Annotated in this window: 18 protein-coding genes; 7 read left to right on the top strand and 11 right to left on the bottom strand. The window is 62.1% G+C overall.

All coding sequences use genetic code 11. From position 1 onward, the window contains the following. Positions 1 to 150: 150 nt before the first annotated feature. Together lon and HY26_RS08245 are read right to left on the bottom strand one after the other, a co-directional pair. Positions 151 to 2,565 carry an endopeptidase La gene (lon, locus tag HY26_RS08250; protein ID WP_112073356.1) on the bottom strand — a complete coding sequence of 805 codons (2,415 nt, stop codon included), beginning with the start codon at positions 2,563 to 2,565 and terminating at the stop codon, positions 151 to 153. A gap of 166 nt (positions 2,566 to 2,731) precedes the next feature. Then, positions 2,732 to 4,033: an NADH:flavin oxidoreductase/NADH oxidase family protein gene (locus tag HY26_RS08245; RefSeq protein WP_112073355.1), complete on the bottom strand. Its 1,302-nt coding sequence runs from the start codon at positions 4,031 to 4,033 to the stop codon at positions 2,732 to 2,734. 54 nt (positions 4,034 to 4,087) lie between these two features. On the opposite strand from HY26_RS08245, the gene parE reads away from it, so the two are divergent. Both parE and HY26_RS08235 read left to right on the top strand, forming a co-directional pair. Then, the gene (gene parE, locus HY26_RS08240; RefSeq protein ID WP_112073354.1) at positions 4,088 to 6,091 is read left to right on the top strand and encodes a DNA topoisomerase IV subunit B; all 2,004 of its coding nucleotides are present in this window, start codon (positions 4,088 to 4,090) and stop codon (positions 6,089 to 6,091) included. A 45-nt stretch (positions 6,092 to 6,136) separates the two neighbouring features. Then, on the top strand, positions 6,137 to 6,559 hold the full coding sequence (locus HY26_RS08235) for a hydrogenase (RefSeq protein ID WP_112073353.1): 423 nt from the start codon (positions 6,137 to 6,139) through the stop codon (positions 6,557 to 6,559). A gap of 89 nt (positions 6,560 to 6,648) precedes the next feature. Here the strand turns inward: HY26_RS08235 and HY26_RS08230 are convergent, their stop codons facing one another. Then, positions 6,649 to 6,894, bottom strand: coding sequence for a YrhK family protein (locus HY26_RS08230; RefSeq protein WP_112073352.1), 246 nt, complete (start codon positions 6,892 to 6,894; stop codon positions 6,649 to 6,651). A 209-nt stretch (positions 6,895 to 7,103) separates the two neighbouring features. Between HY26_RS08230 and HY26_RS08225 the strand changes: the two genes are divergently transcribed. Both HY26_RS08225 and HY26_RS08220 read left to right on the top strand, forming a co-directional pair. Further along, entirely contained in the window at positions 7,104 to 8,792 is a 1,689-nt protein-coding gene (locus tag HY26_RS08225; protein WP_146740199.1) for a PKD domain-containing protein, read from the top strand. A gap of 107 nt (positions 8,793 to 8,899) precedes the next feature. Continuing rightward, the gene (locus HY26_RS08220) at positions 8,900 to 10,549 is read left to right on the top strand and encodes an NAD+ synthase (RefSeq protein WP_112073361.1); all 1,650 of its coding nucleotides are present in this window, start codon (positions 8,900 to 8,902) and stop codon (positions 10,547 to 10,549) included. A 2-nt stretch (positions 10,550 to 10,551) separates the two neighbouring features. On the opposite strand, the gene HY26_RS08215 is transcribed toward HY26_RS08220, so the two are convergent. Beyond that, entirely contained in the window at positions 10,552 to 11,496 is a 945-nt protein-coding gene (locus HY26_RS08215) for a diguanylate cyclase (protein ID WP_112073350.1), read from the bottom strand. A 196-nt stretch (positions 11,497 to 11,692) separates the two neighbouring features. Further along, a complete protein-coding gene (locus HY26_RS08210) occupies positions 11,693 to 12,544 on the bottom strand; it encodes a hypothetical protein (protein WP_051599790.1) in 852 nt (283 codons plus the stop codon). Between the two features lie 145 nt (positions 12,545 to 12,689). Here HY26_RS08210 and gltX point away from each other — a divergent pair, with 145 nt between their 5' ends. Then, on the top strand, positions 12,690 to 14,030 hold the full coding sequence (gene gltX, locus HY26_RS08205; RefSeq protein ID WP_112073360.1) for a glutamate--tRNA ligase: 1,341 nt from the start codon (positions 12,690 to 12,692) through the stop codon (positions 14,028 to 14,030). A 167-nt stretch (positions 14,031 to 14,197) separates the two neighbouring features. Then, a complete protein-coding gene (locus tag HY26_RS08200; protein ID WP_034764711.1) occupies positions 14,198 to 14,521 on the top strand; it encodes a hypothetical protein in 324 nt (107 codons plus the stop codon). 91 nt (positions 14,522 to 14,612) lie between these two features. On the opposite strand, the gene HY26_RS08195 is transcribed toward HY26_RS08200, so the two are convergent. Both HY26_RS08195 and HY26_RS08190 read right to left on the bottom strand, forming a co-directional pair. Next, positions 14,613 to 16,517, bottom strand: coding sequence for a biotin carboxylase N-terminal domain-containing protein (locus HY26_RS08195; protein WP_112073349.1), 1,905 nt, complete (start codon positions 16,515 to 16,517; stop codon positions 14,613 to 14,615). After that, on the bottom strand, positions 16,486 to 17,403 hold the full coding sequence (locus HY26_RS08190) for a DUF817 domain-containing protein (protein ID WP_112073348.1): 918 nt from the start codon (positions 17,401 to 17,403) through the stop codon (positions 16,486 to 16,488). Before HY26_RS08190 ends, HY26_RS08195 begins: the two co-directional genes overlap by 32 nt. A gap of 148 nt (positions 17,404 to 17,551) precedes the next feature. On the opposite strand from HY26_RS08190, the gene HY26_RS08185 reads away from it, so the two are divergent. Further along, positions 17,552 to 17,899 carry a hypothetical protein gene (locus tag HY26_RS08185; protein WP_034764708.1) on the top strand — a complete coding sequence of 116 codons (348 nt, stop codon included), beginning with the start codon at positions 17,552 to 17,554 and terminating at the stop codon, positions 17,897 to 17,899. 11 nt (positions 17,900 to 17,910) lie between these two features. Here HY26_RS08185 and HY26_RS08180 read toward each other — a convergent pair whose 3' ends face one another. The 4 genes from HY26_RS08180 to HY26_RS08165 form a co-directional block, all read right to left on the bottom strand. Continuing rightward, on the bottom strand, positions 17,911 to 18,711 hold the full coding sequence (locus HY26_RS08180; RefSeq protein WP_034764706.1) for an enoyl-CoA hydratase-related protein: 801 nt from the start codon (positions 18,709 to 18,711) through the stop codon (positions 17,911 to 17,913). 141 nt (positions 18,712 to 18,852) lie between these two features. Beyond that, positions 18,853 to 19,179: a hypothetical protein gene (locus tag HY26_RS08175; RefSeq protein ID WP_051599789.1), complete on the bottom strand. Its 327-nt coding sequence runs from the start codon at positions 19,177 to 19,179 to the stop codon at positions 18,853 to 18,855. Positions 19,180 to 19,332: 153 nt separating this feature from the next. Beyond that, the gene (locus tag HY26_RS08170) at positions 19,333 to 19,917 is read right to left on the bottom strand and encodes an NAD(P)H-dependent oxidoreductase (RefSeq protein WP_112073347.1); all 585 of its coding nucleotides are present in this window, start codon (positions 19,915 to 19,917) and stop codon (positions 19,333 to 19,335) included. 90 nt (positions 19,918 to 20,007) lie between these two features. Then, positions 20,008 to 21,615 carry a carboxyl transferase domain-containing protein gene (locus HY26_RS08165; protein WP_112073346.1) on the bottom strand — a complete coding sequence of 536 codons (1,608 nt, stop codon included), beginning with the start codon at positions 21,613 to 21,615 and terminating at the stop codon, positions 20,008 to 20,010. Positions 21,616 to 21,617 lie beyond the last annotated feature (2 nt).

The raw sequence follows: 21,617 nt of genomic DNA, 5'->3' as shown, positions 1-21,617 counted from the left end.
CTCGAACCGCTGACCCTCTCGGTGTAAACGAGATGCTCTACCAACTGAGCTAACCGCCCATCCGGGCGCGTTCATGCCGGGCCTTGGAACAAAAAGCAAGACGGCCGCTCCAGAAGAAGCGGCCGCCTAGTGTTTTTAGTTTGCCGAGCCTCAGTGGGCGCGGGGCTGGTCGCCCGATCCGCTGCCCTGCCCGGACAGCGACGCATGCAGCGCCGCCTCGTCGGCTTCCGACCATTCGATCGGGGTCAGCGGCCGGGTCAGCGCAATCTCCAGCACCTCATTGATGTCAGAGACCGGCACGATCTTCAGGCCCGTCTTCACGTTCTCCGGAATCTCGTCGAGATCTTTCTCGTTCTCCTCCGGAATGAGGACCGTCTTGATGCCGCCGCGGAGGGCTGCGAGCAGCTTCTCCTTGAGGCCGCCGATCGGCAGGACCTTGCCACGCAGCGAGATCTCGCCGGTCATCGCGACCTCGCGGTCGACCGGGTTGCCGGTCAGCAGCGAGACGATGGCCGTGGTCATGGCGACACCGGCAGACGGGCCGTCCTTCGGCGTAGCGCCATCCGGCACGTGGACGTGGATGTCCGTCGTGTTGAAGACCGTCGGCTTGATGCCGAGCATCACCGACCGGGACCGGACGAGCGAGCTCGCCGCCTGGATCGATTCCTTCATCACGTCGCGCAGGTTGCCAGTGACCTTCATGTTCCCGCGGCCGGGCATCTTGACCGCCTCGATGGTGAGGAGGTCGCCGCCCGTCTCGGTCCAGGCAAGGCCGGTAACGGCGCCCACCTGATCGGTCTCGTCGGCAAGGCCGTAGCGGAACTTCCGCACGCCCGCGAACTCGCCGAGGTTTTCCGGCGTCACGGTCAGCGTTGCGCCTTCGCCCTGCTCTGCCAGCTTGCGCACGGCCTTGCGGGCCAGGCGCGCAATCTCACGCTTCAGGCTACGGACACCGGCTTCGCGGGAGTAGTAGCGGATGAGGTCGCGGATGGCCTGGTCGGTGACGACGAACTCGTCTTCGGCAAGGCCGTGATCCTCACGCACCTGAGGGATCAGGTGGCGCTTGGTGATCTCCAGCTTCTCATCTTCCGTGTACCCGGCGATGCGGATGATCTCCATACGGTCCAGCAAGGGCTGGGGCATGTTGAGCGAGTTCGCCGTCGTCACGAACATCACATCCGAGAGGTCGTAGTCGACTTCCAGATAGTGGTCGTTGAACGTCGAGTTCTGCTCCGGGTCGAGCACTTCCAAGAGGGCCGAGGCCGGATCGCCGCGATGGTCCATGCCCATCTTGTCGATCTCGTCCAGAAGGAACAGCGGGTTACCCGACTTCACCTTCTTCAGCGACTGGATGATGCGTCCCGGCATCGAGCCGATATAGGTCCGGCGGTGGCCGCGGATCTCGCTCTCGTCACGCACGCCGCCCAACGACACGCGCACGAAGTCGCGTCCCGTGGCTTCGGCGATGGACCGGCCAAGCGAGGTCTTACCGACACCCGGAGGGCCGACGAGGCAGAGGATCGGCCCCTTCATCTTACCGGTGCGTTTCTGCACGGCGAGATATTCGAGGATCCGCTCTTTCACCTTTTCGAGGCCGTAGTGATCGTCGTCGAGCTGATGCTCGGCTTTGACCAGGTCGGTCTCGATGTCCTTGCGCGTGCCCCATGGCAGGGCGAGCAGCCAGTCGAGATAGTTCCGCACAACGGTGGATTCCGCCGACATCGGCGACATCTGCCGCAGCTTCTTCATTTCGGCGTCGGCCTTGTTGCGGGCCTCTTCGGACAGCGGCGTTTCCTTGATGCGGGCTTCCAGTTCGGCCAGCTCGTCGCGCTCGCCGCCTTCGCCCTGCTCACCCAGCTCGCGCTGGATCGCCTTCATCTGCTCGTTGAGATAATACTCGCGCTGGGTCTTCTCCATCTGCCGCTTGACGCGGTTTTTGATTTTCCGCTCCATCTGCAGCATGCCCATCTCGCTCTCCATGAGCGCGAAGACCTTTTCGAGGCGTTCCTTCACGTCCGTGAGTTCGAGCAGTTCCTGCTTGTCGGAGAGCTTGACCGAGAGGTTTGACGCCACCGAGTCGGCCAGACGGCCGGCATCGGTCATCGCCGTAATCGTGCCCACCGATTCCGGCGGGATCTTGCGGTTCAGCTTGACGTAATTCTCGAACTGCTCCTGCACGGCTCGCATCAGGGCCTGCACATCGGAATTGTCCGTTTCGGCTTCTTCCAGCGTTTCGACTTCGGCTTCGAAATAGTCGCCGCGGTCGATCAGCTCGTTCACGCGTGCACGTGTCTTGCCTTCGACCAGCACTTTCACGGTGCCGTCGGGCAGCTTCAGAAGCTGGAGGATGGTGGCGATCGTACCGGTTTCGTGCACGTCATCGGAGCCGGGATCGTCGATCGCGGCATCCAGCTGGGCCACCAGCATGATTTCATTGTCTGCCTCTTCGATCATTTCGAGGGCGCGAACCGACTTGTCGCGGCCCACAAAGAGCGGGGCGACCATGTCGGGAAAAACCACGATGTCCCGAAGCGGCAACACCGGAAGGTTCTTGGTCTTTGGCATGTAACTGCCTCCTTCGTATTATGGTCCCGCCTGGCGGCGACCATGTGACCCTACCTGCCAATGATGACGGGAGTCGGGCGATGTACCAGATGTGGAGAGTGGCAACGGCCGCTTCAACCCGGCCCCTGCGCAACAAAATTGTGATTTACCCCGCCCCTGCCTGCAATCAGGGCGCTGCGGCCCGCCATGCCTTTGCGGCAGCCTTTTCCGATTTCTGATTGGCCAGAAAAGCCGACAGAACGCCAAGTTTCTCATCTGGCTCCCCTCCCGCACCGAGCCGTTTCAGCTGCTCATAATACCACCCCATGGCGCCGAAACCGTTAAGCGCCTTGACGAGTTTGATCGGTGAGTGCGGCCCCAGCAGGCCCGGCCCGATGCGCAGTTTCTGCTCCCACCGGTCCAGCGCGTCCTGCGAGCCGTCCAGCAGGCGGGCCGGCGCAGCCGTATCGACACAAAGCGGCCGGCCAAGCCCGATCAGGTCCGCCTCGCCCGCCGCCAAGGCGTCATTCATCGCGGCCACAGTGCGGAAACCGCCGGTGACCATCAGGGGCATCTTCGCCCGGTCCTGTACCGCGCGGGCGTATTTCAGGAAGTAGGCCTCCCGCGCGCGGGTCGACTCGGCCACCGGCTGGTCGAAGGCCGGCTGCAGGCCTTCCTGATCCATCATTTTCGGCTGCTCGTAATTGCCGCCGGAAATCTCCACGAAATCAACGTTCAGCGTATCGAGGAGGTCGATCACGCCGAGGCAGTCCTCAAAGCTGAAGCCGCCTTTCTGGAAGTCTGCGGAATTCAGTTTTACCGACACGGAAAAACCGGGGCCCACCGCCGCCTTCGCCTCTTTCACGCAGGCGACCAGCAATCTTGCCCGGTTTTCAAGCGGGCCGCCCCATTCGTCCTGGCGCTGGTTGGCCAGCGGGGACAGGAAGGAGGACAGGAGGTAACCATGGGCGGCATGGACCTGAATGCCGTCAAACCCGGCCTGTTTCGCGACTTTCGCGGCCCGGCCGAAGCCTTCGATCACGGCCTGGATCTCATCCGCCGTCATCTCGCGGGGCGATCCGAACTGGCCGCCAGGCAGGCCAAGCGCCACAGGGCTCGGCGCAGCCGGCCGCGGGTTTACCAGTTTCGGCGTCTGCCGGCCGGCATGACTGACCTGCATGACCAGCTCCGCGCCATGGCTTTTCGCCGCCTCCGCCCAGCGGGCGAACCCGTCCAGTTCCTCATTCGAGACCTTCGGGCCGATGACGACATTCCCCACTTGTTCGAGGTGGTCGTGGTCGATCTGGACATTGCCGGTGATGATGCCGCCAAGCCCCCCTTCGGCCCAGCGCCGGTAGAGCGTGACATGTGCCTCAGTGACCCGGTTGCGCGAATCAGCCAATCCCTCTGTCATTGCCGCTTTCACAAGACGGTTGGGAAATGTCAGCCCGCTAGCCAGGGTTAATGCAGTGTTAATCGTGGCAGTCATTGATGTTCCCCCAATATCGACACTGACTCGTGACGCCCTTAAGGGAGACCATAAATGGCCGCCGCCAAGCAAGCAAAGCTGTTCGACCAAATGAGCTCCGACACGTCCGGTTACTCCGCCAAGGACATTGAAGTCCTCGAAGGCCTCGAGCCTGTCCGTAAACGCCCCGGTATGTATATCGGCGGCACGGACGAGCGCGCCTATCACCACCTCTTCGCCGAGGTGCTGGACAATGCCATGGACGAAGCCGTCGCCGGCCATGCCAACCGGATCGAGATCAATCTCGACGCCGAAGGCTACCTGACCGTCACGGACAATGGCCGGGGCATCCCGGTCGACCCGCACCCGAAATTCCCCAAGAAATCCGCCCTCGAAGTCATCATGACAACGCTGCACTCGGGCGGGAAGTTCTCGGACAAGGCCTACGCCACCGCCGGCGGCCTTCATGGCGTGGGTATCTCGGTGGTAAACGCGCTTTCGGAGCATGTGGAAGTCGAGGTGGCCCGCGACAAGCGGCTCTACCGCCAGTGCTTCTCCCGCGGCCTCGTCGAAGGCAAGCTGGAGAAGGTCGGCGCCGCTCCCAACCGGCGCGGCACGTCGGTCAAGTTCAAGCCGGACCACCAGATCTTCGGCGAGAAGATGCGCTGGCGCCCGGCGCGCCTGTTCCAGATGGCGCGCTCCAAAGCCTATCTCTATCGCGGCGTCGAAGTGCGCTGGAACTGCGACCCGTCCCTCCTGCCGGAAGACTCCAAGATCCCGGCAGAGGCAGTCCTCTCCTACCCGAACGGCCTCGCCGACCAGCTGGCAGAGGTGTTCGGCGGTAAAGCGACGATCACCGAAGCGCCGTTCACGGGTCTCGTGGACATGGGCGCGGAAGGCAAGGTCGAGTGGGCCATCGCTTGGACGCAGGCCGGCTTCGGCGAGAGCGACGGCTTTGCCCGCTCCTATTGTAATACGATCCCGACGCCCGAAGGCGGCACGCACGAGGCGGGCTTCCGCTCAGCCATCACCAAGGGCCTGCGCAATTTCGGTGAGCTGACCGGCAACAAGAAGGCTGGCGACATCACCGCCGACGACATCATGGGCCACTCCGGCCTCTTGCTCAGCGTCTTCATCCGCGGCCCGGAATTCGTTGGCCAGACGAAGGACAAGCTGTCGACCACCGCCGCGTTCCGCCTCGTCGAGAACGCCGTGCGCGACCGGTTCGACCACTGGCTGGCTGGGTCCCCGAAGGAAGCCGATAAGCTGCTGACCTGGGCGATCGACCGCGCCGATGAGCGCGCGCGCCGCAGGAAACAGAAAGAAATCAACCGCAAGTCCGCGACCAAGAAGCTGCGCCTGCCCGGCAAGCTGGCGGACTGCTCCGAAAAAGGTCCGGACGAAACCGAGCTGTTCCTCGTCGAGGGAGACTCGGCTGGCGGCAGCGCCAAGCAGGCGCGCGACCGGAAAACGCAGGCCATCCTGCCGCTCCGCGGCAAGATCCTGAACGTCGAGAGCGCCTCGCTCGACAAGATGATGGCCAACCAGGAGATCAATGATCTCGCCTTGGCCCTCGGCACCCAGCTCGGCAAGAAATTCGCCATCGATGACCTGCGCTATGAGCGCATCATCATCATGACCGACGCCGACGTGGACGGCGCCCACATCGCGGCGCTGCTGATCACCTTCTTCTACCGGATGACGCCGGGACTCATTGAATCCGGACGGCTTTTCCTGGCCATGCCGCCGCTCTACAAGCTCTCCAACAAGGGCACGATCGTCTACGCCATGGACGATGAAGACCGCGCGGCGAAGATGAAGGAACACTTCAAGCCGAACCAGAAAGTCGACATGACGCGCTTCAAAGGTCTCGGCGAGATGAACCCGGCGCAGCTGAAAGAGACCACGATGAACCCGGCAACCCGCACGCTCGCCCGCGTGACGCTGCCGGATTCCATGGACGAGCTGACCGAGATGAAGCCTGCCGAACTCATCAACACGCTGATGGGCAAGAAGGCCGAGCTGCGCTTCCGCTTCATCCAGGAAAACGCGGCCTTTGTGGAAGATCTGGATATCTAGGCCAAACAGGCGCACACTCCCCGAAAAATAAGGGGAGCGAAAACAATGTACTCACAGAAAGACTGGCTGCTCATCGTCGGGGCGGGCCTGTTCCTGCTGGGCCTCGTCACAGGCTTTGTCGGGCCGCTTTTGCTCAATCCGCGGATGGGACTGTCCTCGCATCTGGAGGGCCTGATGAACGGCACTTTCCTGATTGCCATTGGCGCAATCTGGGACCGGGTGCACCTCGGCCCGGCGCTGAAGAAGACGGCGTTTGGCCTGTTCCTGTTCGGCACGACCGCCAATTGGGCGACCGTGTTCCTCGCCGCCGCCTGGGGCGCGAGCGCACTGATGCCGATCTCAGGCTCCGGCCATACCGGCACGCCGTTTCAGGAAAACATCGTCGCGACGCTGCTGATGGGGCTCTCCATCGCGATGCTGATCGCGACCGCGCTGATGCTCGCCGGGCTCCTGCGCAAACGCGCCTGAAGTGGTGGATAAGTGCCCCGCCGGGCAATGAACAACACCGTGAATACACCGTGTATAGACCATGCTTACGCGGGCTGGGCGGGCCGCCCCTACGTCTTCGGCAGCCGCCGCATGTGCACGTCGCGCACGACATGCAGGGCCGGGCGGATGGCGAAACAGATCGACCCGATCAGGAACAGCCACGTCCCCGCTGTCTGCGTCGCCTCCCCGAAAAACAGGACCGAGCCGATGATGAACAGAATCGCCGCCAGCGCATCGACACAGTCATAGACCGTCCCATAGGCGACATAGACCTCCCTGTGGCGCGGCGTCGTAAAACGCATTCCTTCGGTCATGATGGACGCTCCCGTGTTTGCAGTGAGGCCTATGGGTGGCGGTTTCAGGTGGGGCTGTAAACAGATGCGTCCACGCTCCTGCGCCCGGCAGGAAGTAGAAACGAATTCAGGAGATCGACCGATCTCTTATAAGTTTGACGCTCCAAACCAACCACCGCTCCCCAAAATCACAGAATCTGCTTTGCTTATTACAGAACAGGAGCCTAAAAATGTTGACACCTTTGGTTGATGAAGGGTGGTTGAGATTTCTAGGGGGGCAAAACATGCCGGTAAATCCCGCAAAGCGCACGGCGCTTCTATTTCTATCTGCGAGCGTACTGGCCCTTGCGGCATGTGGGGGTGGCGGTGGCGGCACTTCTACCCCGACGACGACCTCTCCACCGCCGCCCCCACCACCACCGCCTGCGAATGCAGCGCCGGCAATTGTGACTGCGGTGGGCAATTCTACTCCGGATGAAGGCCAGACGTTTACTTTGGACGCTTCAGGCACTTCGGATCCCGAAAGCGATCCTTTGACATTTTCCTGGGCGCAGTTGAGTGGCCCCGCAGTCGATATCCCCGATACATCGATGGAAGTTCTCGCAGAACTCCGGGTCCCTGAACTGAACGAGACAAGTGTCGCAACTTTTGAAGTAACGGTCAGCGACGGAACGAATGAGTCGAAGCAAAGCCTGGATATAACGTTCACGGATATTCATCAGGAACCGCGTTTTGACGCGGAACCAGCCCTCCTTGACACACTCTCGTTCGACGATCCTGTGAAAGCCGTTTTTGTTGACAACCGAATTTCATTTTCGATGAGTGGAGCAAATGCAGCATTTGTTGCGACAGAACTTCCTACTGGAGAAAAACTCCGTATTCAGCAGCTTGGACTTTCGCCGGCGGATGAACTGGGGATCGTGAACCCGGCTTCTATTTTGGAAGATCCGACCAAGCCTGCGAGCTTCGCATCTGCGCATGTTATGGGTGCAAGCCAGTACTACTGGTCCAGCTTCGCCGTTCTTGAAGAAGCCACAAACCGGCTGAAAGTGTTCGTGCAATACGACGCGGAAGAAACTCTGGAAAACGTTCTATCTCTACCGGTGAAGAGCCCGTGTGCTTCCTATCGGATCACCAAGCCATTCAACAACTGGAATGGCCCTATGCTTATCGGCTCGCGTGAGGGAGGCTTCAGCCTCATAGACACCAACAATGGATACCAGGGAAGTCCACCAGAAGTCCCGCTTTACAGGACTTTCGGAACTGTCGAGTCATTTTGTGCGATCTATGCCGCAGAGTTTCCGTTGCAGGCGTCGAGTTACAACTCATACGATTCAACCAAGATCACTTTACCCGACGTGGTTGCATTCAATTCGGATACGAACGAAATTTACCACTACAAGCAATCGGTACACGCAGACCCTTACACATCCGAATATGGCCCGCCTGAAATAACAAATCTGGACCTGCAAACATCAGTTTCCCTTCAACTTGCGGCTTCCACACGCATTGGCAGGTTTTTCGATTTCGGCTCCGGCATGGCACTTGTCTTTACCGACGGAGAGCACGATGGGATCCATAGGCTAGTCGTGATCGCAACTGACGCAGACCGGCAAGTGATCCAGGAGACCTACAGCTGGGAAAAAGGCGTACCCAAAGACGTCATTCTTGACGATCTGAACGGAGACGACGCGCCTGAAATCGTTGTCATCACCGAAACATCGCCGGATGCAATTGTATTCTCCGCCCAGCCGAATGGCCTATATACGTTCCTGCCGCTGATCGGACCGAGCTATGTCGATATCGGTCTTGGCGCCGTCAGCGCTGTGCCCAGCATACGTAATGCATTGGGGCCGGATCTGCTGCTGATTGGTGACAAGGAAGACAAGGAAGTGCGTGCCTACGCGACGGGCAATTAAACCTTCCCGACAAAAATGTGGCCTCCTGGGTCACCCCCTTCTCAATAGTAGAAAGAGAAGGTCGTTCACCTGATGACAATGCTGCCATTCCCCCCTAAATGCTCTTCATGAGCAAAAATCTGAAAATCCTGGTCGCGCAGCTCAATCCTGTGGTGGGGGACATCAAGGGAAACCTTGAGCTGGCGCGCGGGGCGTATGCCGAGGCGAAGGACAAGGGCGCTGACCTGCTTGTCCTCTCCGAACTGTTCATTCTCGGCTATCCGGCCGAAGATCTGGTGCTGAAACCGGCCGCCGTGGAAGATTCCATGAAGGCGGTGCAGGACCTCGCCGCGGAGACCGCAGGCGGCCCAGCCGTGATCATCGGCAGCCCCTGGATGGACGGGAAGAAACGGCACAATTCCGCCGTACTGCTGAAAGATGGCGCGGTGGCCGGGCGCTATGACAAGCGCGAGCTGCCGAACTATGGCGTATTCGACGAGAAGCGCATCTTCGATGCCGGCGAAGGCCCCCTGCCCGTCTTCGATCTGAACGGTATCTCTGTCGGCCTCGCGATCTGTGAGGACATCTGGTATCCGCGCGTGCCCTCTGCGCTGGCCGAGGCGGGCGCCGAAATGCTGATCGTGCCGAATGGCAGCCCCTGGCGCCGCACCGTGCAGGTGGAGCGGCACACGAGCTTCTCCGCCTGGACGAAGACGGGCGTGCCGTACCTCTTCGTGAACCAGGTGGGCGGGCAGGACGAACTGGTCTTCGACGGGGCGAGCTATGCCGTCGATTTCGATGGGACCGAGCACCAGCTGCTCGGCGATTTCGTCACCGGCACGGCGCTGGTCAATTTCGATGGCGAGACGCATCAGTTCTCAAGCGACAGCCAGGTGGAGCTGACCAGCGGCTGGGAGGCCGAATACCGCGCGGCGGTGCTGGCGCTCGGCGATTACGTCAACAAGAACCGCTTCCCCGGCGTCGTTCTGGGCATGAGCGGCGGCATCGACTCGGCGCTGACAGCGGCGATTGCCGTGGACGCCCTCGGGCCGGAACGCGTGTGGTGCGTGATGCTGCCGTCGAAATATACGTCCTCTGACAGTCTGGAAGACGCGAAACTGTGCGCCGAGGCGCTGGGCGCGCGCTATGACACGATCAATATCCGCCCCGGCGTGAATGCGCTGGACGAGATGTTAAGCGAACAGTTCGCGGACCTGAAGCCGGACACCACAGAAGAGAATATCCAGTCCCGCCTGCGCGCGGTGACGCTGATGGCGCTGTCGAACAAATTCGGGCACATGGTGGTGACCACCGGTAACAAGAGCGAGATGGCCGTCGGCTATGCCACGCTTTATGGCGACATGTGCGGCGGCTATAATGCGCTGAAGGATTTCTGGAAGACCGAAGTGTTCGAGCTGGCACGCTGGCGCAACATGGCTGTGCCGAAAGGCGCACTGGGGCCGGGCGGGGAAGTGATCCCGATGCGGATCATCACCAAGCCGCCGAGCGCGGAGCTGCGCGAGGACCAGAAGGACGAGGACTCCCTGCCCCCGTATGACGTGCTGGACGATATCCTGCGCGGCCTGGTCGAGGGCGAGGAAGACGTGGAAGACATCATCGCCCGCGGGCATGACCCGGCTGTGGTGAAGCGGATAGAGCACCTGCTCTACATCGCCGAGTACAAACGCCGCCAGGCCCCGCCGGGCGTGAAGATCGGCGGCAAGAATTTCGGCCGCGACCGGCGCTATCCGATCACCAACCGGTTCCGGGACGCCTGAGCTCAGGAGGCCAGCCGGCGCTCCATGGATGGATCCCAGACGACGGTCATGTTCCGCCCCCGCTGCTTGGCAGCATAGGTCGCCTGATCGGCCCGCTCGATGCATTCCGCCACGCTGGCATCCGGATCGAGCAGCGTGAGGCCGAAGGAGGCCGTGATCGAGAATGGCGGGAAGCCGTCGGCCTCAATTTTCACTTCGGCCAGTTCAGACCGGATCCGGTCGATCATGTTGAACGCCGTGTTGATGTCCGTGTGCGGTACACATAGCAGAAATTCCTCACCGCCGAAGCGGAACAGGCGGTCAAACGGGCGCGAGTGCCGCATCACATGATGCGCAAACTCCGCCAGCGCCCGGTCTCCGACCAGGTGGCCATACCGGTCATTGACCAGCTTGAACCGGTCGATATCCATTATGACAATCACGCAGCTTTCCAGCTTGCGGCGGACAAGTTCCTGTTGCTCCCGTAGCTTTGTCAGCATGCCCACGCGGGTGCTGGCACCGGTCAGCGCGTCGACATTGTAGATCTCGTCTTCCAACTCGCGCTTCAGCGTCTCGATCAGCAGGCGCATTTCCTTCAGATTGCCTGTGAACCTCTCATAGTCCGCCATCGGGATGTTCTGATGGGACTGCAACAGCATCAGCAGGTGCGCCGCCGTTTCGTGCATGCTCTGGTGGGCTTTTTCCAGTTCCTGGAAATTCGGATTGCTCTGAACCACGTGCGAGCCGGGATTGTAATACCATTGACCAAAGCGGCACCTGCGGTGCGAGTCCGGTTCGAGATCGCGCGCATCTGGCTGGAGATTGCAGATCAGCGTCGTGTTCAGCGCATCCGTCCAGTGGACGTGGTTGAAAAGTGCTTGTTCCAAGACGGAAATCGCGTTCCGGATATCGCCGGGGGACACGCGCGCAAAATCGTCAGTCCCAACATCACCCTTGGTCTCAGCCATCGGCTCCCTTTCATATCCTAAAGCAGGCAGCAGACAGAATGATGTAAGGTAAGAAAATCAGGAAAGGCTCTCGAATTCCTGTTTGATTTTCGAGCTTTGTTACCTTTGGGGTAAGGACTCCGGGCCTTCGCAAAAGCCCGCGCGCGCCTCTGCACCAAGGGCGGCTTTCCGGCCTGCCCGTTGATTTGAGAAACGACTACTCGTTGGGGCCTTCGTCGAAAGAGCCGTTCTGGAAGGCTTCCAGTTCGAGCCCCTCGGCACGCACCTTGTCGACTTCATCAGGATAGATGTCAGACGCTTCGCCGAAGCCGACGATGGGCGACGGCACAATGTCGTCATGTGCGATGGCATCGTCATAGAGCAGCCAGGCGCGCGTGCCGCCGATACAGGCGACCTCCACCCACTGGTCTTCCTCGAGGCTGACCGCCGACATGCTGGAGATGTCGCGCAGCTCGGCCTCGTTGATCGTGTATTCCTGCCCGTTCACGCCGAAGATGGCGAAGCCTTCGCCGAGATAGCGCAAGTAGGACAGGACATCGCCGGCCTTCAGGTTCAGCACCTGCATGCCTTCATCGCCCGGCGTCTCGATATTGGCGTCGACCAGCATGGTCACCGGCTCGATCTTCGAGGCAACGATGAATTCCAGGCTGTCGCGCTCCACGCGCTGGCGGTTCCAGATCTGGTAATTGGCATATTGCGGCAGCGTGCAGGCGACATTGGCCGGCGCATCCGGATTGGGCCGGGCGCGGCCGTTCAGCGTGACGCCCTGCTCCAGCACGACAAAGCCGGACGGGTACTCCCCCGGCCAGCCATAGGAGACGTACCAGGTGTCGGGATATCCCGCGAGCGCGGCATAGTCTGTGTCGTCCGGCGCGGACTCGGCCACTTCATAGGGAGACGCAATCGGCTCGGACTCCGGAACCTGGGCCTCAAGCGTTTCGTGTTCGATGGCGGCAGGGGTGGAGGCGTCGCCGCCAGCGGGCGTGTCCGACGGCTGTCCGCAGGCCACGAGGCTTCCTGCCAGGACAAGAATCCAGGCTTTTTTCATGACCCCCTCCTCGGGTTGCGACTCAACTGCCGGTGCCACACTAGCATACAGATTAGCAAGAAACTGGCATGGGTCGCTTGGCTTTTTCTGCAATTTGGTGTCGAAAGCGGCACACATTCTCCTGATCCACGGCCATAACACGTCCATGACCTCCCCTATCGTCCGTTTCGCCCCGTCGCCAACAGGCCGCCTGCATGTCGGCAATGTGCGCACTGCGCTCATCAACTGGCTGTTTGCCCACAGCCAGGACGGAAAGTTCATCCTGCGCATCGACGATACCGACGTGGAACGCTCCACGAAGGAGAACGAGGACGCGCTGAAGGTCGACCTCGAATGGCTGGGCCTGGTCTGGGCCGACACGTTCAACCAGTCCGACCGCTTCGCCCAGTATGACGCCGCCGCCGACAAGCTGCGCGAAATGGGCCTGCTCTATCCGTGCTATGAAACGGCCGACGAACTCGACCGTAAGCGCAAGATCGCCCTCTCTCGCGGCCGCCCGCCGGTCTATGACCGGGCGGCGCTCAGCCTAACGGACGAGGAGAAGGCGAAACTCGAGGCAGAAGGCCGCCAGCCGCACTGGCGTTTCAAACTCTCGGGCGAGCGCGTCGAGTGGGAAGACCTCGTGCGCGGGCCGCAGAGCATCGACACGTCCAGCCTCTCCGATCCGATCCTGATCCGCGAAGACGGCTCCTATCTCTACACCCTCCCCTCCGTCGTCGACGACATCGAGGCCGGCATCACGCATGTCGTGCGGGGCGAGGACCATGTGACCAACTCCGGCGCCCAGATCGAGATCTTCAAGGCGCTCGGCGGCACCGCGCCGGACATGGCGCACACGCCGCTGCTGATCGGCGCGGACGGCCAGGGCCTGTCAAAACGCCTCGGCTCGCTCTCCATGGGCGAGCTGCGCGCGCAGGGCTATGAGCCGATGTCGATCTGCTCGCTGCTCGCCAAAATTGGCACGTCCGACAATGTCGAGGCGCGCGAAAGCCTTGAGCAGCTCGCCGATGAGTTCGATTTCGGCAAGATCGGCCGCTCCCCGGCCCGCTTCGACGAGGCGGAGCTGAAAGGGCTGAACGCGTCGATCCTGCACGCCCTGCCGTTTGACGCCGTGAAGGACCGCCTCGCGGCGGTGGACCCGCGCGCCGCTGACGAAGCCTTCTGGACCGTAGTACGCGAGAACTGTTCCCTGCTGCCGGATGTCGCCGAATGGGTCGACACCGTGTTCGGCGACATCACCCCGCTGGTGGACAATGAGGACAAGGACTTCGTCGCCACGGCCGCAACGCTGTTGCCGGAAGGTCAGCTGACGGGCGAGACTTGGAGCCAGTGGACAAATGCCGTGAAGGCAGAGACCGGGCGCAAGGGCCGGGGCCTGTTCATGACGCTCCGCAAGGCGCTGACGGGTCAGGAACACGGCCCCGACATGGGCGCCATCCTGCCTCTGATCGGACGCGAGCGGGCGCTGAAACGGCTGGGCGGCTGATACCGGAACAGCCAAGTTCCTGATTTTGTTCCGTTTTGGTTCGACGTGAACAAAAATGGAACTTTTTCCTTTCCAAATCGTGAATATTCTGCTTATGTTCTCATGTTGCGGGGGCAAACGGAACGCACCCGCAAACTGGGTTCAAAACATAGGCTGGGAGTTGCGTGATGGTACGTCTGGTGATCAAGGGATGTGAGTTCGATCCGGCGCAGGTGAAGGATGTCGTTTACGGCGACAGCTTCCGCATGGAGCTCGACAAGGCGATGGAACTGGCAGATGCCGGCGTCGAATTCTGGGCCGCCGGGCCGGACGGCGCCATGGCCCGCGTCACCCTCGGCGAGAACGAATATGGCGAGCGGATCCTGAAGACCGAAGCCATTGCCTACGCCGCCAACCATCTTGGTGAAATCGTTGCCCCGCCGGTCGTGCGCCGCCCCTACCGCGCTGAGACACATATCCCTGCACGGATGGATTTCGCTGTCGCAGCCTGATCCGCGGCGCCTCTGAATTTACGCAGCGGCCCTCACCTCCTGCCCGCGCCAGAACGGTGCTGCCACCTCCCCCGGACGCGGGAGGTGAGGGTTACTCCGCCACCAGTTGGACGAGCACATCGCCTTCGGAGACCTGGTCGCCTACGTTTCCGGTCACGGCTTCCACCACGCCATCGCGCGGCGCAGTGAGGGCGTGCTCCATCTTCATGGCTTCCATGACGGCGACCGTATCGCCGCGCTTCACTTCGGCGCCGGCCTTCACGGAAATCGACAGCACCTTGCCCGGCATCGGCGCGCTGACATTGTCACCGCCGAGCACGGCTTCGACGTCGGCGTCGAATTCCGGCACTTCCACAAGCACCGTGTCGCCGCCCGTCGTCACCGCATAGCGGCGGGGCGAGATGTCCGTCACCAGCGGCAGCGGCGTCTCCGGATCCACCGGATGGTCTTCCGGATCGATCCAGTCCGCTTCGGCGCCAACTGCCACCATCGACTTGTGCACCGGCGCGGAATTCATCCGCCAGCCATCCTGAATCCCCCACGGCGTCGCCCCGCCCGCCTCGTTCAGGCGCACATCGCAAACCGCCATGACAGAGGCATGTTGGTGTTCCGCAGGCGGAAGGGTCAGCGCATCGCCCGCTTCCGCGATCCAGTTCACATGATGGGAATGGTTGAGGAAGGCATCCGACGAGGCGCAGCGGCGAAGGAAGCCCGTATTGGACGGCACGCCAGCCAGCTGCAGGTGAGACAGCGTCTCGATCAGCCGTTCGCAGGCCGCGCGCCGGTTACCCTCATGCACGATCAGCTTGGCGATCATGGAGTCATAATTCGACGGCACGCGGTCGCCCGTCTCGAAGCCTGCATCCCAGCGCACGATCTCTCCATCGGCGGGTTCCATCATGCCGAATTCGAGGATCAGGCCCGCGCCGGGGCGGAAGCCTTCGGCGGGGTCTTCGGCACAGATCCGCGCCTCGATGGCATGGCCATGGAGCGGAATGTCCTGCTGGTGAAGCGGCAGCAATTCGCCGGAGGCCACACGCAGCTGCCATTCGACCAGATCCTGTCCCGTGATCATCTCAGTCACCGGGTGCTCCACCTGCAGGCGGGTATTCATTTCAAGGAACCAGAACGTGTCGAGCGCCAGCGGCCTTGATCCGTCCACGATGAATTCCACCGTCCCGGCGCCTTCATATTTCACGGCCTTGGTGAGCGCCACGGCGGCATTCGTCATCGCCTCCCGCACGTCTTCCGGCATGCCGGGCGCGGGCGCTTCCTCGATCACTTTCTGGCGGCGGCGCTGCAGCGAACAGTCGCGCTCGTAAAGGTGCACGGCGTTGCCATGGGAATCCCCGAACACCTGCACCTCGATATGGCGTGGGCATTCGACCAGTTTCTCCAGCATGACGCGGCCATCACCAAAGCTGCTTTCCGCTTCGCGCACGGCGCTTTCCAGTTCGGCTTTCAGCTCGGACGCCCTGGAGACGAGGCGGATGCCCCGGCCTCCGCCGCCGGCCACGGCCTTGATCAGCAGCGGGAAGCCGATCTCTTTCGCCGCTTCGGTCAGCGTCTTGGCGTCCTGCGCCTCGCCGCGATAGCCAGGCAGCACGGGCACGCCCGCTTCCTCGGCGATGCGCTTGGCTTCATCCTTCGGCCCCATGGACCGGATCGCGGAGGCAGGCGGGCCAACCCAGATGAGCCCGGCCTTCACCACAGCCTCGGCAAAGTCGGCATTCTCGGACAGGAAGCCATAGCCGGGATGAATCGCGTCCGCGCCGGTCTCCTTCGCTGCGGCGAGGATCGCCTCGACCTTCAGATAGCTCTCGGCGGCGGGCGCCGGGCCGATATGTACGGCCTCGCCCGCCTCGCGCACATGCTTGGCGCGCGCATCGGCGTCGGAATAGACGGCGACGGTAGCGATGCCGAGGTCACGGCAAGTGGCAAAGATGCGGCACGCGATCTCGCCCCTATTCGCGACGAGAAGCTTCTCGATTTTCATGTCCGGGCCCTCCGGTGTCCCGGTGCCCGCTGCGATGAACGGCGGCGACCAGAACGAAACTGATGATCATCAGCAGATACCACGATCCGAGCTTGGATAAAGAGACCGGGTGCCAGCCATCCTCCTGGCCTGGATAGGTCCAGGCCCGGGCGAAGGTGCCGATGTTCTCCGCAAACCAGATGAAGAGGGCGACGAGCAGGAAGCCGATGACCAGCGGCATCGGCCGGTGAAACCGGTCCGGCCGAAACCAGACGAGGCAGGGCCCGTAAACCATCACCGTACCCGCGAACAGGGCGATCCGGACATCCGGCAGCCAGTGATGGGCGAAGAAATTCACATAGATCGCTGCCGCGAGCAGGCCCTGGATCCAGAGCGGCGGGAGGCGTTCGAAGCGGAACTCGAAGATGCGCCACACCCGCGCCAGATAGGAGCCGACGGCGGCGTACATGAAACCGGTGAACAGTGGAACGGCACCGATCCTGAGGACGCTTTCCTCCGGATAGATCCAGCTGCCATGGGCCGTCTTGAACAATTCCATGATCGTGCCGGTGATGTGGAAGACGAGGATGACCTTTGCCTCTTCCAGCGTCTCCAGCCCCGTCCAGAGCATCAGTATCTGGATCACCACCGCGCCGATCACCAGAAAATCGTAGCGCGAGACTGCTGCGCTCTCCGGATACCAGAGGAAGGTCGCCAGCAGGAATCCCAGCATCGCCCCGCCGAACAGGCAGGCCCAGCCCTGCTTGATGCCGAAACTGACGAATTCGAAGGCGGCGAGGCTCCACGGCCCCCTCACCCACCTCTCCCGCAAGGCTTCGCGCCCGGCATGCAGGCGCCGCTGGACGGCATTGGGCGGCTTCGGGCCGAAGGCTGGGGGCGCGGGCATTGTCTGGCTTTTACATTGATTCAAGGCGGGTTTCGGGCCGGTTGGTGACCCTTCCCGGCCCGGGCCTGACCGGGTTCGGGCGGTCGCGGCCTCTTGCGCGGGGGTAAAGCGATTGTAGGGTTAACAACCTGAATCGGAGGGAATTCATATGGCCTATGCATCTGGCGTCCGGGTAAGCAGCCTCGCCGGCCTCGTGGGAGCCGCTGTCGGCGGCTATATCGGCTACACACAAGCCGCAGACGTCAGTGAATTGACGCCTCTTGCCGGCGCCTTGATCCTTGGCGGCGTTGGCCTCGTTGCGGGTAGCGCGGGCGCCTTCCTGCTGAAGTCGCTGATGCAGTTCCTGATCTATCTGATCATGTTTGGCGTGCTGATCTATGTCTTCCAGGGTCCGATCGAACAGCTGACCGGTATAAACCCCGTTCAGGCGACCCTGCACCTTTTGTCCGATATCGGTATACCTGTGGGCAGCTGGCTCAAATCGACCGGCGGCTGAGGCGCCAGGCCCTAGCGCACCCAGGTCGGGCGCCGCTTTTCGAGGAAGGCGGCGATGCCTTCCTTACCCTCGTCAGACACACGCCGCGCCGCGATGCGCTTGGCCGTCTCATGGCCAAGATCGCGGTCGATGATCTGGCCTGTGACATCGGCGACGAGTCGCTTCGCATCGGCCACGGCGCCCGGCGCCGCCGAGAAAACAAGATTGGCGAGGTGCTCTTCCATCTTCGTCATCTCTTCCATCGTTTCGACGACATACTGGACGAGGCCGATCTTCTCGGCGAAGGCGGCGTCGAAGCTTTCGGCCGTCGTGAACAGTGCGCGGGCCCAGCGCGGGCCGATGGCGTCGATCACATAGGGGCTGATCGTTGCCGGCGTCAGACCAAGGCGGACTTCGGAAAAGCGGAACTTGGTGTTCGACATGGCAACGGCCACGTCACAGGCTGCCACCAGCCCTGCCCCGCCGCCCATGGCCGCACCCTGCACCATGGCCAGCGTCATCTGCGGCATCTCGTAGAGCGACTGCAGCATCTCGGCGAGGTTCACTGCATCGCGGACATTGTCGTCCTTCGTGTGCGTGGCGGCGCGCTTCATCCAGTTGAGATCGGCCCCGGCGCTGAAGGTGTGGCCATTGCCGCGCAGGATCATCATGCGGATCGTGGGCTGGTCGGCGATCGTCTTGAACGCGTCGGTCAGCTCGGCGATCAGCTCCATGTTGAAGGCATTGTGCACGTCGGGCCGGTTGATGGTGACGACAGCGAGGCCCTCTTCGGTGGCCTGGAATTTGATGAGATCGTAATTGGAATCGCGCATGGGGCCCTCGCGTTGAATTTCTGAGAGTCTTTTGGACCGCTGACGCGCTCACGGCAACCGGTGTTCCGCCGCAGGGGATACCCCAAAAAGCCGACGGCCCCCCGCCGCGCGCGGGAGGCCGTCGTCGGACAGTGCTCAAGCTCAGCTCGTTTTACCGTCCGGTTCCTGTTCATCGTCAATGCCGTTTTCGGGGATCAACAGCTTGGGCCCGGCGCGCCAGGCGTCGATTGCGGCATTGTATTCGGCCTCCAGCACATAGCCATCTGCATCGGCGTCGAATTTAGAAAACTTCGCGACAGCCTCGGCTTCGGTGGCCCGGCCTCGGGACGTCTTCCAGGAAACGAATTCCGCTTCGCTGAGGCGGCCATCTGCATCGGTATCGAGACCGGAAAAGTCCGGCATCTCCCCGGCATGGCCCATCAGGGCCGTGGCAAAGGCGGCGACCACAAGGAATGGGGTGCGTTGCATGACGTCTCTCCTTTGGTGCTGCGCCGCCTCATCACCTGCGACACGAGGAGCCTACGCCAGGGAGCCGTTCATGTTGCGTGAAAAGGGGTTCACGACACGATTTTAATGATCGGTTTCACAACGTGATTTTAATGGACGGACACCGTCTACGGATCAGACGCCCTCGGCGCCGATCTTGCGGCAGAAGGTTTCCCACGACCGGAAACCTTCGTCGCCAAGTTCCCCCGCCCCGCCGATGATCGTGTGATGAAGCGGGTGGAAGCCCGAAAGGCCAAGCAAGCCACGCTCCAGCGCCTTCAGCGCCCCGGCATCCATGCCGAACCGGTAGACGAGGCCGGGCATCCCCATGGAGACGAGTACGCGGGCGGACTTGCCCTTCATCATCTGGGCAGGCCAGCCATTATCGCTCTGCCCAAGGAAGAATTCGCCGCGTGCAGCCTGTTCCAGGAACGCCTTCAGCATGGCCGGCATGCTGCCCATCCAGAGCGGGAATGCGATCAGCAAATGCTCGGCCGCAGCAATCTTTTCACGTTCTGTCAGGATGGGCTCGGGCGGCGGGGTCTCGAACTCCTCCGCGGACCGCAGCAATGGTATGTCGAGTGCGGCAACATCGATCCGGGTGACCGTATGGCCCGCACTTTCCGCGCCATCAGCATAGGCGTCGCACAGCTCATGGATCAGGTGTTTCGGGTCTTTATCCGGATGGCCGTTGATAATGCAGATCGATTTCGTGGTCATGGGCGTGTCCCTCTTTCTGCCGGATCGTACGACAGAAAGATGTCAGACCTGCGACGCTGCGCAATCCGCAAACGTCCCTATTTTCGATCCTTACATCCGGAAGACGCCGAAGCCGCGATCGGGGAATGGCGCATTGAGGCTGGCCGAGAGGGCGAGGCCCAGCACGCGGCGCGTGTCCGCCGGGTCGATAATGCCATCGTCCCAGAGGCGCGCGGTGGAATAGTAGGGCGAACCTTCGGTCTCATAGAGGTCGCGGATCGGCTGCTTGAAGGCTTCTTCCTCGTCTGCAGACCATTCCCCGCCCTTGCGCTCAATGCCGTCGCGCTTGACCGTCGCCAGCACGGAGGCTGCCTGTTCGCCGCCCATGACGGAGATGCGGGCGTTCGGCCACATGAAGAGGAAGCGTGGGGAATAGGCCCGGCCGCACATGCCGTAATTCCCTGCCCCGAAGCTGCCGCCGGTGACGACGGTGAATTTCGGCACGCTGGCTGTGGCAACGGCGGTCACCATCTTGGCGCCGTCCTTGGCGATGCCGCCGGCCTCGTATTTCGAGCCGACCATGAAGCCGGTAATGTTCTGGAGGAAGACGAGCGGGATGCGGCGCTGGTCTGCCAGTTCGATGAAGTGCGCCGCTTTCTGCGCGCTCTCCGAGAACAGGATGCCGTTATTGGCGAGGATGGCGACCGGCATGCCGTAGAGCCGGGCGAAGCCGCAAACGAGCGTTTCGCCATAGAGTTTCTTGAACTCATGGAATTCGGAGCCATCGACAAGACGGGCGATGACTTCGCGGGCATCAAAGGGCTCGCGTACATCCTGCGGGACGAGGCCGTGCAGCTCTGCCGGATCGTAGAGCGGTTCGGCTGGCTCGGTCAGGTCGAAGGGCTGGGGTTTCGGCTTTGCGAGTGTACGGACGATGGAGCGTACGATGGCGAGTGCGTGGGAGTCGTGAGCGGCATAATGGTCGGCCACACCGGAGCGGCGGGCATGCACATCGGCGCCACCGAGGTCTTCTGCCGAGATCACCTCCCCCGTCGCGGCCTTCACCAGGGGCGGGCCGCCGAGGAAGATCGTGCCCTGCTTGCGGACGATGACCGTCTCGTCCGACATGGCCGGCACATAGGCGCCGCCTGCCGTGCAGCTGCCCATGACGGAGGCGATCTGGGGGATGCCCTTCGCGCTCATCTGCGCCTGATTGTAGAAAATGCGGCCGAAATGTTCCCGGTCCGGAAAGACTTCCGACTGGTGGGGCAGGTTTGCCCCGCCGCTGTCGACAAGGTAGATGCAGGGCAAATGGTTTTCGAGCGCGATTTCCTGGGCCCGCAAATGCTTCTTCACCGTGACGGGGAAGTAGGCGCCGCCCTTCACGGTCGGATCGTTGCAGACGATCAGGCATTCCCGGCCTTCGACCCGGCCAACGCCCGTGATGATCCCGGCGGCGGGCGCTTCATTGTCATACATGCCGTGGGCGGCCAGCGCGCCAACCTCAAGGAAGGCGCTGCCGGGATCCAGAAGGCGTTCGACCCGATCGCGCGGGAGAAGCTTTCCCCGGCCGACATGGCGCTGGCGCGAGGCTTCAGGTCCGCCAAGCGCGGCTTTGGAGGTGTGCTCGCGCAACTCATCGAGCAGGCGTTCCATGGAGGCCTTGTTCGCGGCAAAGCGCGGGCCAGCCACGTCGAGACTGGATTTCAGGACGGGCATTC

This window comes from Hyphomonas sp. GM-8P, assembly GCF_003263315.1.
Lineage (GTDB): Bacteria > Pseudomonadota > Alphaproteobacteria > Caulobacterales > Hyphomonadaceae > Hyphomonas.
The sequence above is the reverse complement of the archived record's forward strand: the minus strand, read 5'-3'. Positions and strand labels throughout refer to the sequence as shown.

Excerpts from the sequence above, each read along its gene's own strand:
- lon (WP_112073356.1), bottom strand. The coding sequence starts at position 2,565 with ATGCCAAAGACCAAGAACCTTCCGGTGTTGCCGCTTCGGGACATCGTG.
- HY26_RS08245 (WP_112073355.1), bottom strand. The coding sequence starts at position 4,033 with ATGACTGCCACGATTAACACTGCATTAACCCTGGCTAGCGGGCTGACA.
- parE (WP_112073354.1), top strand. The coding sequence starts at position 4,088 with ATGGCCGCCGCCAAGCAAGCAAAGCTGTTCGACCAAATGAGCTCCGAC.
- HY26_RS08235 (WP_112073353.1), top strand. The coding sequence starts at position 6,137 with ATGTACTCACAGAAAGACTGGCTGCTCATCGTCGGGGCGGGCCTGTTC.
- HY26_RS08230 (WP_112073352.1), bottom strand. The coding sequence starts at position 6,894 with ATGACCGAAGGAATGCGTTTTACGACGCCGCGCCACAGGGAGGTCTAT.
- HY26_RS08225 (WP_146740199.1), top strand. The coding sequence starts at position 7,104 with ATGTTGACACCTTTGGTTGATGAAGGGTGGTTGAGATTTCTAGGGGGG.
- HY26_RS08220 (WP_112073361.1), top strand. The coding sequence starts at position 8,900 with ATGAGCAAAAATCTGAAAATCCTGGTCGCGCAGCTCAATCCTGTGGTG.
- HY26_RS08215 (WP_112073350.1), bottom strand. The coding sequence starts at position 11,496 with ATGGCTGAGACCAAGGGTGATGTTGGGACTGACGATTTTGCGCGCGTG.
- HY26_RS08210 (WP_051599790.1), bottom strand. The coding sequence starts at position 12,544 with ATGAAAAAAGCCTGGATTCTTGTCCTGGCAGGAAGCCTCGTGGCCTGC.
- gltX (WP_112073360.1), top strand. The coding sequence starts at position 12,690 with ATGACCTCCCCTATCGTCCGTTTCGCCCCGTCGCCAACAGGCCGCCTG.
- HY26_RS08200 (WP_034764711.1), top strand. The coding sequence starts at position 14,198 with ATGGTACGTCTGGTGATCAAGGGATGTGAGTTCGATCCGGCGCAGGTG.
- HY26_RS08195 (WP_112073349.1), bottom strand. The coding sequence starts at position 16,517 with ATGAAAATCGAGAAGCTTCTCGTCGCGAATAGGGGCGAGATCGCGTGC.
- HY26_RS08190 (WP_112073348.1), bottom strand. The coding sequence starts at position 17,403 with ATGCCCGCGCCCCCAGCCTTCGGCCCGAAGCCGCCCAATGCCGTCCAG.
- HY26_RS08185 (WP_034764708.1), top strand. The coding sequence starts at position 17,552 with ATGGCCTATGCATCTGGCGTCCGGGTAAGCAGCCTCGCCGGCCTCGTG.
- HY26_RS08180 (WP_034764706.1), bottom strand. The coding sequence starts at position 18,711 with ATGCGCGATTCCAATTACGATCTCATCAAATTCCAGGCCACCGAAGAG.
- HY26_RS08175 (WP_051599789.1), bottom strand. The coding sequence starts at position 19,179 with ATGCAACGCACCCCATTCCTTGTGGTCGCCGCCTTTGCCACGGCCCTG.
- HY26_RS08170 (WP_112073347.1), bottom strand. The coding sequence starts at position 19,917 with ATGACCACGAAATCGATCTGCATTATCAACGGCCATCCGGATAAAGAC.
- HY26_RS08165 (WP_112073346.1), bottom strand. The coding sequence starts at position 21,615 with ATGCCCGTCCTGAAATCCAGTCTCGACGTGGCTGGCCCGCGCTTTGCC.